Source organism: Streptomyces sp. NBC_01077 (assembly GCF_045162855.1).
Taxonomy (GTDB): Bacteria; Actinomycetota; Actinomycetes; order Streptomycetales; family Streptomycetaceae; genus Streptomyces.
Map to the genome: position 1 here is coordinate 4,853,920 of NZ_CP108669.1, position 12,359 is coordinate 4,866,278.

Below are 12,359 nucleotides of genomic sequence, written 5' to 3' on the forward strand. Positions count from 1 at the left end.
GTCAGGAACGTGAGAGCCGACTGTGGATTCCTGTGTACACGTACGTCAGTTGCCGACGGCGTACGAGACGAAGCCCGCCCAGGCGGTCGGCGTCAGCGCGAGCTGGGGACCGCCGAGGTTCTTGGAGTCACGGACGTGGACGGTGGCGAGGGTGGCGGCGACCTCGATGCAGGAGTCGCCTTCGTTGCCGTCGCTGTAGCTGCTCTTGAACCACGCCAGTTCGGAGGCGTCCCCGGTAGAGAACTTGCGGATCATGTCTCTCCCAGCAATTGCTCAATGAAGGCCAGTGACTCCCGGGGCGGGAGAGCCTGAGCCCGGATCGTGCCATACCGCAGCTCAAGGATGCGTACCTGCCTCGGGTCCGTGACAGGACGACCGTTAAACGCGCCGTCGGAGCGTCCCGTCGCAGTACCGTCCACGAACTTCAGCAGCTCGATCTTGCCGTCCAGACCGGGATGGACCTCTACGTGCGTCGGCATCACCTGAAGGGTGACGTTACGCAACCGCCCCACCTCCAGAAGACGTTCGAGCTGCCCTCGCCACACCATTGTGCCTCCCAGCGGCCGCCGCAGCAGCGCCTCTTCCAGCACGAAGCCGAGCGAAGGCGCCGGGTCCCGCTCGAAGATGGACTGCCGAGCCACCCGAGCAGCAGCCAACCGCTCCACCTCGGCCTGCGGGTAGGGAGGTTGCCGCGACTCGAATGCGGCGCGAGCGTGCTCCGGTGTCTGCAGCAACCCACTGATGCTGTTGCAGACGTACACACCGATCTCTACGGCCTTCCCCTCGACGTGGGCCAGATCCCGCACCTTCTTCGGGTAGCGGACCTTCGCCACGTCCTCCTTCATGGCTGAGAGCAAGCCCGCCGCCCGCAACACCTCGTCCGCCTTGTCCAGGAACTCAGGGCGTGGGATCCGCGTCCCGGCCTCGATCTTGTAGATCATGTCCTCGCCGTAGCCGGTAGCAGCCCCGAGCTCGGCGGCCCGCATCCCCACCGCCTCCCTCCGCAGCCTCAACTGCCGTCCCACGGTGGCGACCACGGCCACACCCCAGTCATCGTCGGGATCGACCTCCCACCCCGGCTCGTCCGCTTCGGTCTTGAGCCGCTGCGCCCCACCGTCCACCGACATACCGCACCCTTCCCTCGCCCCTTCGTGGCGCGACACCTCCCCCGGAAGGGCTCCGGACAGCCCGGACAGCAGTGGACAAGCTCCGGACAGTCACCCTACGCATCGGCATCGTCACTGTTCACGGTAAGCGGGGGCGGCCACGCTCGGTGATGTGAATCAGCAGAACACCACCCAAGTCCTTGCGCCCACAGGACACTTCACGGTCCTCCTGTCGCCCACGCCACGCGGGGCCCGGCTCGCCCGGCTGCTCGCCGTCGAGTGGATGCGGGATCACGAGGTGCCGCACGGCGTGACGGAGGCCGCCACCCATGTCGTCGCCGAACTCGCCGCGAACGGGGCCACGCACGGCCGGGTCGCCGGCCGGAGCTTCCGACTCGCGCTCCTCAGTCACGAGGGCGTCCTGCGGATCGAGGTCACCGACACCCGGGGCGATCGCCTCCCGCGCACCCAACCTGCCTGCCCCGAGGGCGACTCCGGGCGCGGACTGCTCCTGGTCGAGGCGCTGGCCGACCGGTGGGGCGTCGAGCTCGGTCCCGTACCCAGGAAGACGGTATGGGCCGAACTCGATCTTCCGCATCCCTGACCTGCGGAAACAACTGAGGCACCGGATTCCAGGAACGTGGGATCCGGTGGGTCGGGCGGTCCTTCCAAGGAACGACGAGAGAGAAAGAAACCTCGCCAAGCCCCACCCCTCCCGCCCCACGGCGGGCTCTCACTCATGCGGGTGAAAGACACCAACTCAGCTGGATTCGGGAGGGGTTGTCTGCCTTACGCTCGCTCTGACTGGCATATGACAGCGGACATAGGTCGGCCCCCGCAGGGAGGGCAATCCCAAGGCGAGGGCCTGACCACGAGGAAGTAGGAGCTTCCCCATGGGTACTCACGACACTAGCGCGCGCTCCTCCGCCTCGTCCCGTAAGGGCGCGGAAAACCACCCCCACACGCGCACCCGCGTCGCCGGCGTCGTCCACGACAACTCCCGCCACGCCACCCGCTTCACGGTGATCGGTAACCACCTCGCCCAGCACGCCGAACTGTCACTGCTGGCCATCGGGCTCGCCGTGCACATCCAGTCGCTTCCCGGCGGTGCTCCCGTCGGCATCAAGAGCCTCGCCGCCCGGTTCCCCGAGGGGACCACGCGGATCTCCGCCGCGCTGCGCGAGCTTGAGGCCCACGGCTACCTGCGCCGTACCCGCGAGCGGACCGGAAGCGGCCGGATGGTGACTCGCACGGTCTCCTGCAACCAGCCGGGCCGGACCGGCGGCGAGGAGCAGACGACGGAGGCGCCGAAGCCCAAGCCACCCACTCGCCGGGCGGAGCCGAAGCGCCGCGCGCTGCCCGCCGTACCGCAGCCCGCGTACCCGGCGCCGGACCTCCTCGTCACCGCCCTCGACATCCTGGCCGCCCTCCGCCGCGTGGACCCCCGCCTGCACCTCTCCGCCACCGACGCCGAGCACCTCGCCCCGGGCGTCGCCACCTGGCTGGAGCGCGAGCTCACCCCCGACGCCGTACGCCGCGTCCTGACCTTCGACCTCCCGACGGAACCCCTCCGCCGCCCGGCCGCCCTCCTGGCCCACCGCCTCGGCGCCCAGCTCCCGCCCCTGCCGCCGTTCCGCACCTCCGAGGACCCGGCCACCCGGTACCCCCTCCAGAACTGCGACACCTGCGACCGCGCCTACCGCGCCCCCGAACCGGGCACGTGCGGCGGCTGCCGCAGCTGACCGGCCCCGTCCCCACACCCCGAGGAACCCCGTGGTCAACCCACCGCATGAAGCGATGCACCACATCTTCCGGCACGACCTCCACCTCTTCAGCCGCCTCAAGGACGTGCTGGAGCTTCCCCTCCCGGCCGTCGTCGAGGCGGTCGTCCTGCCCAACGACCTCACCGAGACGCGGCCCGTCGAGCGCCGCGTCGACACCCTCCTGCGGCTCGACAGCGCCAAGGACGGATCCCTCCTCCTCGCCATCGAGGCGCAGGGCAAGAAGGACCCGGCCAAGCCGGCGAGCTGGGCGTACTACGTCTCGTACCTGTGGACGAAATACGGACTGCCGACCGCCCTGCTGGTCGTCTGCCAGGACCGCACCACGGCGGAATGGGCAGCCCGGCCCGTGGCCAGCGGCCCCGCCTACATGCCCACCCTCAGCATCCGGCCGATCGTCGCGGGCCCGCACAACATGCCCGTCATCATCGACCCGGCCAAGGCCGCCGAGGACCTGGCGCCGGCCACCCTGTCGGCCATCACGCACGCGGGCGATCCGGACATCGGTGCCATACTGAAAGCACTGTCCACCGCGCTGCGGGACGTTCCCGAGAACGTCGCCGACCCGATCATCGAATTCACCGCACAGGGGCTGAGCAAGCGCCCGGCCCAAGACCTCTGGAGGACTCTGGTGGCCGTGGACCTCTCCTTCTACAAGTCGTACCTCTCCGAAGAGATCCGAGACGAGGGCCGGACCGAGGGCCGGGCCGAGGGCTTGGCCGAGGGCCGGGCTCAGGCCGGCGCCGCCGCCATACTGCTGGTCCTGGAGCAGCGCGGCCTCGACGTTCCCGACGACGTCCGCGACCGCGTCACCAGCTGTGCCGACCCCGAGATGCTGCGCGGCTGGCTCACCCGTGCCGTCACGGCGGCCTCGGCCGAGGAGATCTTCGCGGACGAGTAGAGCCGGCGGGGAGTACGGAAGGGGCCCGGGGACGACGTCCGTCCCCGGGCCCCCGCGCGTCGGCCGGACCCGTGATCCGCAGGTCACCGGCGCGTTCGCACGGACCCAAGGCATTGCCGGCCACCGACCGCCCGACATGACGGGCTCGGACCTTTGTTCGTTGCTCGTGTGAATGGTTGCGTGCCAGCATGCGCGAGTGAATGAGGACCGGGACGACGCACCGAAGCCTGAACAGTTTTCGAGGCTGGCAGAGTTGGCAGACACGCCAGTTTCGGCGGTGCAGCCGGAACCGGAGTCGGTTTCGGCCGCACGACCCGCGCGGACCACGCCGGAGCCGGAACCTGCCGACGAGGTGACCGTGGCGCGGCGGGAGTTTGCGCGATTGCTCGGTGAATTCCGGCGTACGGCCGTACTGGTGCCCTTCGACGCATCCGAAAGTCTGTGGACTGCGGACTTCAACGGGGTGCGGTGGATCTGCGCGTTCTCGGACGAGGAGGCGCTGGCGCGGTTCGCGGTCGCGCGGGGAGACGCGGGCCGCGAGTGGACGTACCAGACGATTCTCGGCGCGCGGCTTCTCGACGTGATGGTGCCGATGCTGCCCGGTCCGGGCGGGGTCGCGCTGGACGCGGGCAGTACGGACGGAACGCTCTTCCCGCCGGTGGCGGGGATCGTCCCGGACGAGGTGGCGGTGGATCTCGGGGGAACGGGGACGCAGTGAGTGGGAACGAGCCTGACCTCGCGGCGCCGGCGGCGGCGCTTGCGGAGATAGCGAAGGGCATCGACCTGGCGCACGCCGAGCTGAAGGAGCTCGGCATGATCGGTGAGGCGTCGGTGGGCCGTGGCTTCTCCGATCTGGCCCTGTCGGGAATGGAGTTGGGGCACGGCGGTCTGACGTCGGAGTTCGAGACGTTCTGCAACCGGTGGGAGTGGGGCATACGTGCGCTCACCCTGCGAGGAAACGGTTTCGCGCAGGCGGTCGGCCTGTCGGCGGGCTCGTTCGCGGAGCAGGAGCAGTACATCAAGGACTCGATCAAGATCGGCGTGAACTCCCTCGACGGGAACCCACACCTCTCCGAGGACGAGGTCAAGGAGATGCGCTGGGACACCATCCGCGACCAGCACATGTGGGACGACCCGGACTGGAGCGGGGAGTCGTTCGAGGACGCCCACCAAGAGGTCAAGCAGAACTGGAAGAACACCACGTACGACGTCGAGGACTCGATGCTCGACGGGTTGGAGCGCTCGGGTGCGCTGGACTCGGAGCGGCGGGAGAAGGCTGACGAAAGGCTCCGGGACCTGCTCGATCCCGACCAGGCGACCATCGACCAGGCCGAGCAGCCGCGTTGGGGGGAGAACCGCTGATGGTGGACTGGGGAGGTCTGGTCGACAAGGGGATCGACAAGATCGGTGACGGCATCGACAAGGGCAAGGAGCTGCTCGGCGAGGGCATCGACCACGCCACCGACAAGGTCGGCCAGGGCCTGGACAAGATCGGTGCGCACGCCATCGCGGATTCGGTCGAGGACTGGGGCGACGAGACCGCGTCCTCTCTCGGCGCGCAGGTCGGTGAGCAGCAGCTCGGGCAGACCGAGGAAGCGAACGAGCTGATCCACGGCAAGCCGGAGAAGATCACCGAGGCGGTGAAGAACCTCCGGGACTTCCAGAAGGCGTTCGACCTGGTCGGCGGCGGGATGAGGAAGCTCGACGCCGGTCATTGGAAGGGCGAGGCGGCCGACGCGTTCCGGGAGAAGTTCTCGACGCTGCCGACGGACTGGCTGCACGCGGCCGACGCGATGGAGAACGCGGCCAAGGCGCTGGAGACTTACTCCCAGGCGGTCGTGAGCGCGCAGGGCAAGGCGCGCGAGGCGATAGCCCTCTACAAGGAGGGCGACCAGGACTCCAAGACGGCCGTCGACACGTACAACAAGAAGGTCGACGCCTACAACGCGGCCCGCACCGGGGACAGTCCGCTGCCGGACCCCGGGCCCTTCTCCGACCCCGGCAAGGCCAAGCGGCAGCGGGCCCAGGAGATCCTGAACGACGCGCGGAAGGCACGCAACGAGGCCGGGGACACCGCGAAGGCAGCGGTCAGCGCCGCCCTCGCGCACGCGCCCAAGGAGCCGACGGGCCTCGAGAAGGCCAAGCTGGAGCTGATGGACTACGGCCTGGGCCAAGGCATCGAGCTCGCCCACGTCAGCGGCGGGATCGTCAAGGGCACGGCAGGTCTGCTCAACTTCGTCCGCTCGGTCAACCCGGTGGACCCGTACAACCTGACGCACCCGGCGGAGTACTACAAGGGCGTCAACATGACGCTGGCCGGGCTGGTGTCCACGGCGGCCAACCCGGACAGGGCACTGAAGAACGCCTGGGACGCGGCGAAGGGCGACCCGTCGGAGTTCTTCGGCCGGATGCTGCCGGAGATGCTCGGGACGAAGGGCGCGGGAGCGATACGGGGAGGCCTGCGCGCCGGGCTGAAGGACGCCACCAAGCACCTGCCGGACACGAAGAAGCCGGGCAGCAGCCGCGGGGACCAGGAGAAGGGCCCGCCCACCAACGGCAAGACGTGCGGTGAGACGCGGTGCAAGAACGACCCGATCGACATCGCGACGGGCCGCATGCTGTTGCCCCAGACGGACATCGCGCTGCCCGGCTCTCTGCCGCTCGTCTTCCGGCGCACCTTCGACTCCTCGCGCCGCTCGGGCCGCTGGTTCGGTCCGGCGTGGTCGTCGACGGTCGACCAGCGGCTGGAGATCGACTCCGAGGGCGTGGTCTTCAGCTGCGACGAGGGCAGTCTCCTCGCCTATCCGCACCCGGCCCCCGGTGTCCCGGTCATGCCCACGCACGGCCGGCAGTGGCCGCTGGACCGGGTCGGGGACGGCTACACGGTGACCGACCCGGACAGTGGCACGGTCCGGCACTTCGCCGACCACGGCGACGAACTCGCGCTCCTGGCCCAGATCGACGACCGCAACGGCCGATGGATCGCCTTCGAGCACGACGAGGCGGGCGCTCCCACGGCGATCGTGCACCACGGCGGCTACCACCTGAAGCTCACCACGAGCGAGGGCCGGGTCACGGCCCTCCACCTCGCGGGTGCGGCGGCGGACGGATCCGACCAGGAGATCCTGCGCTACGGCTACGCCGACGGCCACCTGACCGAGGTCACGAACTCCTCCGGGCGCCCGCTGCGCTTCGGCTGCGACGAACACGGCCGCATCACGTCGTGGACCGACACGAACGGCAGCCGCTACGACTACGTCTACGACGACCAGGACCGCTGCACCTATCAGGCAGGCGGCAACGGGCACCTCGAAGCCACGTTCACCTGGGACGACGTCGACCCGGCGACCGGGCTCCGCCTGACCACCTTCACAGACGGCCTGGGGAACACCGAGCAGCACCTGATCAATGACCGTGCCCAGGTCGTCGCCGAGATCGACCCGCTGGGAGCGGTCACCCGCTACGAGTACGACAGCCGCAACCACCTGCTGTCCCGGACGGATCCGCTGGGCCACATCAGCCGCTCCACGTACGACGAGCACGGCCGCGTGACGGTGCTGGAGCGCCCCGACGGGCGCCAGGCTCGGGCTGAGTACGACGACAGCGGACTGCCGATACGCATCGTCGGCACGGACGGCAACGTCACCCACCAGACCTTCGACGAGCGCGGCAACCGCACGTCGGTGACGGACCCCGCCGGAGCCTGTACGGAGTTCGCGTACGACGAGGCGGGCCGACCCATTTCGACGACGGACCCGCTCGGCGCCACCACTCGCCTGGTCCTGGACAGCCGTGGATTGCCAGTCGAGATCACCGACCCGCGGGGGGCCACGACCCGCTACGAGCGAGACGGCTTCGGTCGTACGATCCGGATCACCGACCCCCTCGGCGCGGACACGCGGCTGGAGTGGACGGTCGAGGGACGTTTGTCCCGACGTACAGCACCGGACGGGACGTCGGAGGCCTGGACGTACGACGGCGAGGGCAACTGTCTCGGCCACACGGACGCGGCGGGCGCCACAACCCACTTCACGTACACCGACTTCGACCTGCCGACCTCCCGCACCGGCCCGGACGGTGTCCGCTACGAGTTCAACCACGACACGAACCTGCGGCTGACGCGGGTGACCAGCCCGCAAGGCCTGACATGGGACTACACCTATGACGCGGCGGGCCGACTGGTCGCGGAGTCGGACTTCGACGGCCGGGTGCTGAACTATGGCTACGACGCGGCGGGCCGTCTGACGTCACGAGTGAACGGCGTCGGCCAGACGATCCGGTTCGACCGAGACAGCCTCGGCCGGATCGTCGGCAAGTTCGCCGATGGGGCAGTCTGCAGCTACGAGTACGACCTCTTCGGCCAACTAGCGGCGGCGACCGGCCCGGACGCCACACTGGAGCGTCTCCGGGACCGCTACGGCCGCCTCCTCTCCGAGACCGTGAACGGCCGAACGCTCTCCTTCACTCACGACGCGGTAGGCCGGCGGACGGGGCGGACGACGCCGGGCGGTTCGACGAGCACGTGGTCGTACGACGCGGCGGGCCGCCGCACGGAACTGACCTCCTCGGGCCGAACCCTGGCCTTCGCCCATGACGCCATGGGCCGTGAGTCGTCCCGCCACATCGGCGACTTCGCCGCCCTGACCTCGTCGTTCGACACGATGGGACGCCTTACCGAGCAGGAGGTCACCGGCGGTGCCGGCGATCGTCTCCAGCACCGCACGTACGCCTACCGTGCCGACGGGGGCCTCGTCGGCATCATCGACGAACTTTCGGGGAACCGCCGTTTCGAGCTGGACACGGCCGGCCGTGTCTCGGCCGTCCATGCGAACAACTGGACGGAGCGGTACGCCTACGACGACGCCGGCAACCAGGCTGAGGCCTCCTGGCCAGCCACGCACCCCTCCCACGACGCGACAGGCGCACGCACCTACCGGGGCACTCGAATACTCGGCGCGGGCTCGGTCCGCTACGAGCACGACGCCGACGGCCGGGTCGTCCTGCGCCAGAAGACCCGCCTCTCCCGCAAACCGGACACGTGGCATTACACGTGGGACGCAGAGGACCGCCTCACCGCGGTGACGACACCGGACGGCACGGTCTGGCGGTACGCATACGACCCCTTGGGCCGCCGCATTTCCAAGCGTTCCGCTCGGGAGTCGATCCACTTCACTTGGGACGGAACGACGCTCTGCGAACAGACGACGGACGACGTCACCATGACCTGGGACCATGCGGGCCTCCGCCCCCTGGCCCAGACGGAACGCCGCACGGACTCCACCGACGAGCGCTTCTTCGCCATTGTCACCGACCTGATCGGCACCCCGACAGAACTGATCGCCGAATCGGGCGATGTGGCCTGGCGCACCCGCACGACCCTCTGGGGAACGACCACCTGGAACAGAACGGCCACCGCCTACACCCCACTCCGCTTCCCGGGTCAGTACTACGACCCGGAGTCGGGCCTCCACTACAACCACTTCCGCTACTACGACCCGGAATCGGCGCGCTACCTCTCACAGGACCCCCTGGGCCTGGCCCCGGCCCCAAACCCGGCGACGTACGTCCACAACCCGCACACGTGGAGCGACCCGCTGGGCCTCGGGCCGTGCCCTCCGAAGGGGGAGCATGCCAACCCCTTCGAGCACAGAGGTGATGCGGAGAAGGCCGCGTTCGAGGCAGCCGGCGTCCCCTACGGCACGGCGCCTGACGCCGAGTGGATTGTTACGGGTGACGTCACCCGTGCCCACATGCCCGGCTACTTCTATTCTTCGAGCGAGGCCCATTGGGGTCGATTCAGACAATTCGAGACGGCTGAAGGTTCTCGTGTCGTCGTGGAACACACCTTCGATCGAGCCGGTCCACACTTCCATGCAGGAATGCCGAAAATCGACCCGAGTCAGAACGGGGTGAATTTTGGTTGGGACAATTCACGTGGAGACTTTTTCCGCTACACGGACACCTGGGAGAGGTACGCATCGATAGACAAACCCGGAGGGGATCATCATTTCTTCTACAAGGAAGGCTGGGGAACGTGGTGAAGCGTCGCGAGAATGAAGTCCATAGCGACCTGGAGCTGCTGGAAGCTCTCAAACGGCAAGCTCTGGAGGAGGTGGGCGGAGAGGTACCGAAAAGTGCGCCGGACCCCAAGAAGGCGATTCTCGCCGTGACGGGAGGCTTCGTACAACCAGCAGTCAAGGTTCCCCATTCGGACCCCGCTGCAAGGGATCGCGTGGACGCCCTCTGGCACAAGGAGGCGGATCGGCTGGCAATCCTCGACAGGAGCAGAGAGTTTCTACTGCTTGCCACATATCCCGGGAGCCTCGCCAGGGGGTGGATCAGAGTGAGGGACTTGATCGGAGGCCGTCTCCCTTCACGTGTCGCTGCCGCGAGCGGCTCCCGCGATTTCATCGCAGTCTCCCTCGATGGAAAGTCGCTGTGCGCTGTTTCCGTCGAGGAGTACGAGGACTGGATCGTCACGCATTCCTTTGAAGATGGCGGGACGGCAGGGCGGTAGTTCGGCAGCCGTACGGCGAAGGGCCCGGAACCGTCGTGCGGTTCCGGGCCCTTCACATCAGGTATCGCTTACCGCGCCGCGTCCGGATGCACCGCGTCCGTCACCGGGCGGTCCTCGGTCGGCTTCGGCGCCGCCTTCTCCACCGGCTTGCGGAGCTGGATGTTCAGTTCGCGCAGGCGGGACTCGTCCAGCTCGGTCGGGGCGCCCATCAGGAGGTCCTGGCCGTTGCCGTTGAGCGGGAAGGCGATGATCTCGCGGATGTTGGGCTCGTCGGCGAGGAGCATGACGATGCGGTCGACGCCCGGGGCGATGCCGCCGTGCGGCGGGGCGCCGTACTCGAAGGCGCGGAGCATGCCCGCGAACTCGTGCTCGACGGTCTCGCGCGAGTAGCCCGCGATCTCGAAGGCCTTGAACATGATCTCGGGCTCGTGGTTACGGATCGCGCCCGAGGAGAGCTCGATGCCGTTGCAGACGATGTCGTACTGCCAGCCGAGGACGTCCAGCGGGTCCTGGGTCTCCAGGGCCTCAAGACCGCCCTGCGGCATCGAGAAGGGGTTGTGCGAGAAGTCGATCTTGCCGGTCTCCTCGTCCTTCTCGTACATCGGGAAGTCGACGATCCACGCGAAGCGGAAGACGTTCTCCTCGAACTGGCCGGCGCGCTTGGCGGCCTCGACCCGGACCGGGCCCATGATCTTGGAGACCTCGTCGAACTCGCCCGCGCCGAAGAAGATCGCGTGGCCGGGCTCCAGGCCGAGGCGCTCGGTGAGGACCTTGATGTTCTCCTCGGTGAGGAACTTGGCGATGGGGCCCGTGAGGGCGTTGCCCTCGCCGACGCGGACCCAGGCCAGGCCCTTCGCGCCGAGGGAGACCGCGAAGTCGCCGAGCGCGTCGAAGAACTTGCGCGGCTGGTCGCCCGTGTTCGGGACGGCCAGGGCGCGGACGTGCTTGCCGGCGAAGGCCTTGAACTCCGAGTTCTCGAAGACGTCGGAGATGTCGACGAGTTCGAGGGCGGTGCGCAGGTCGGGCTTGTCGTTGCCGTACTTGAGCATCGACTCGCGGAACGGGATCCGCGGGAACGGCGAGGTGACGTGGCGCCCGCCGCCGAACTCCTCGAAGAGCTCCGTCATGAGCTTCTCGATCGGCTGGAAGACGTCTTCCTGCTCGACGAAGCTCATCTCGACGTCGAGCTGGTAGAACTCGCCCGGCGAACGGTCCGCACGGGCGTCCTCGTCGCGGAAGCAGGGCGCGATCTGGAAGTACCGGTCGAAGCCGGAGATCATCAGCAGCTGCTTGAACTGCTGGGGCGCCTGCGGCAGCGCGTAGAACTTGCCCGGGTTCAGCCGGGACGGGACGACGAAGTCGCGGGCGCCCTCGGGGGAGGTCGCGGCGAGGATCGGGGTCGCCATCTCGTTGAAGCCGAGGGCCACCATCTTGGAGCGGATGGAGGCGATGACGGCGGAGCGCAGCATGATGTTGCGGTGCATGCGCTCGCGGCGCAGGTCGAGGAAGCGGTACTCCAGGCGCCGCTCCTCGTTGACGCCGTCGTCGGCGTTGATGGTGAACGGGATCTGCTTCGCGGCGCCCAGGACCTCGACCGTGGCGGCCTCGATCTCGATCTCGCCGGTGGCGAGCTCCGGGTTCACGTTCTCCGCGCCACGCGAGACGACCTTGCCGTCGACGCGGACGACGGTCTCCTTCGTCAGCTTGTCGAGGACCTCGGCCGCGGCGGTGCCGGGCCGGGCGACGAGCTGCGTGATGCCGTAGTGGTCGCGCAGATCGATGAAGAGGATGCCGCCCAGGTCGCGCCGATTGTGCAGCCAGCCGCTCAGCCGGACGTCGGTGCCGACGTCAGAGGCGCGGAGCTCGCCGCAGGTGTGGGACCTGTACCGATGCATCGTCGTTCATCCAGTCTTCGGGATCTTGGGTCGTGGACCGCCGCCCGTGGTCCCTGTCACAGATGTCACAGGACACGCGGGCAGACCTACCCAGCGTACCGGCCGGGCCAAGATCGCTTTTCGAATACTCTCGGTGGCGACCTGGTGTCCGATATTCAT

At 68.4% G+C, this 12,359-nt stretch carries 10 protein-coding genes; 7 read left to right on the forward strand and 3 right to left on the reverse strand.

What is annotated here, in order from left to right; genetic code table 11:
- Window positions 1–45: 45 nt before the first annotated feature.
- Window positions 46–255 carry a DUF397 domain-containing protein gene (locus tag OG462_RS21810; RefSeq protein WP_406059929.1) on the reverse strand — a complete coding sequence of 70 codons (210 nt, stop codon included), beginning with the start codon at window positions 253–255 and terminating at the stop codon, window positions 46–48.
- Window positions 252–1,127 (reverse strand): helix-turn-helix domain-containing protein, encoded by an 876-nt coding sequence (locus tag OG462_RS21815; RefSeq protein ID WP_406059931.1) that lies wholly within the window; start codon window positions 1,125–1,127, stop codon window positions 252–254. Before OG462_RS21815 ends, OG462_RS21810 begins: the two co-directional genes overlap by 4 nt.
- A gap of 151 nt (window positions 1,128–1,278) precedes the next feature.
- Here OG462_RS21815 and OG462_RS21820 point away from each other — a divergent pair, with 151 nt between their 5' ends.
- The 7 genes from OG462_RS21820 (at window position 1,279) to OG462_RS21850 (ending at window position 10,305) form a co-directional block, all read left to right on the forward strand.
- Complete coding sequence (locus OG462_RS21820; protein ID WP_406059933.1) at window positions 1,279–1,710, forward strand: ATP-binding protein; 432 nt, start codon at window positions 1,279–1,281, stop codon at window positions 1,708–1,710.
- A gap of 289 nt (window positions 1,711–1,999) precedes the next feature.
- Window positions 2,000–2,848: a helix-turn-helix domain-containing protein gene (locus OG462_RS21825; RefSeq protein WP_406059935.1), complete on the forward strand. Its 849-nt coding sequence runs from the start codon at window positions 2,000–2,002 to the stop codon at window positions 2,846–2,848.
- Between the two features lie 55 nt (window positions 2,849–2,903).
- Window positions 2,904–3,788, forward strand: a complete 885-nt coding sequence (locus OG462_RS21830; RefSeq protein ID WP_406059937.1) for a hypothetical protein — start codon at window positions 2,904–2,906, stop codon at window positions 3,786–3,788.
- 196 nt (window positions 3,789–3,984) lie between these two features.
- Window positions 3,985–4,506: an SseB family protein gene (locus OG462_RS21835; RefSeq protein WP_406059939.1), complete on the forward strand. Its 522-nt coding sequence runs from the start codon at window positions 3,985–3,987 to the stop codon at window positions 4,504–4,506.
- A complete protein-coding gene (locus OG462_RS21840; protein WP_406059941.1) occupies window positions 4,503–5,150 on the forward strand; it encodes a hypothetical protein in 648 nt (215 codons plus the stop codon). Before OG462_RS21835 ends, OG462_RS21840 begins: the two co-directional genes overlap by 4 nt.
- Window positions 5,150–9,829 carry a putative T7SS-secreted protein gene (locus OG462_RS21845; protein ID WP_406059943.1) on the forward strand — a complete coding sequence of 1,560 codons (4,680 nt, stop codon included), beginning with the start codon at window positions 5,150–5,152 and terminating at the stop codon, window positions 9,827–9,829. The genes OG462_RS21840 and OG462_RS21845 overlap by 1 nt, the downstream gene beginning before the upstream one ends.
- Window positions 9,823–10,305 carry a hypothetical protein gene (locus tag OG462_RS21850; RefSeq protein WP_406059944.1) on the forward strand — a complete coding sequence of 161 codons (483 nt, stop codon included), beginning with the start codon at window positions 9,823–9,825 and terminating at the stop codon, window positions 10,303–10,305. The genes OG462_RS21845 and OG462_RS21850 overlap by 7 nt, the downstream gene beginning before the upstream one ends.
- 68 nt (window positions 10,306–10,373) lie before the next feature.
- Here OG462_RS21850 and aspS read toward each other — a convergent pair whose 3' ends face one another.
- Window positions 10,374–12,200: an aspartate--tRNA ligase gene (gene aspS / locus OG462_RS21855; RefSeq protein ID WP_406059946.1), complete on the reverse strand. Its 1,827-nt coding sequence runs from the start codon at window positions 12,198–12,200 to the stop codon at window positions 10,374–10,376.
- Window positions 12,201–12,359 lie beyond the last annotated feature (159 nt).

Excerpts from the sequence above, each read along its gene's own strand:
- OG462_RS21845 (WP_406059943.1), top strand. The coding sequence starts at position 5,150 with ATGGTGGACTGGGGAGGTCTGGTCGACAAGGGGATCGACAAGATCGGT.
- OG462_RS21810 (WP_406059929.1), bottom strand. The coding sequence starts at position 255 with ATGATCCGCAAGTTCTCTACCGGGGACGCCTCCGAACTGGCGTGGTTC.
- OG462_RS21815 (WP_406059931.1), bottom strand. The coding sequence starts at position 1,127 with ATGTCGGTGGACGGTGGGGCGCAGCGGCTCAAGACCGAAGCGGACGAG.
- OG462_RS21825 (WP_406059935.1), top strand. The coding sequence starts at position 2,000 with ATGGGTACTCACGACACTAGCGCGCGCTCCTCCGCCTCGTCCCGTAAG.
- OG462_RS21830 (WP_406059937.1), top strand. The coding sequence starts at position 2,904 with ATGCACCACATCTTCCGGCACGACCTCCACCTCTTCAGCCGCCTCAAG.
- aspS (WP_406059946.1), bottom strand. The coding sequence starts at position 12,200 with ATGCATCGGTACAGGTCCCACACCTGCGGCGAGCTCCGCGCCTCTGAC.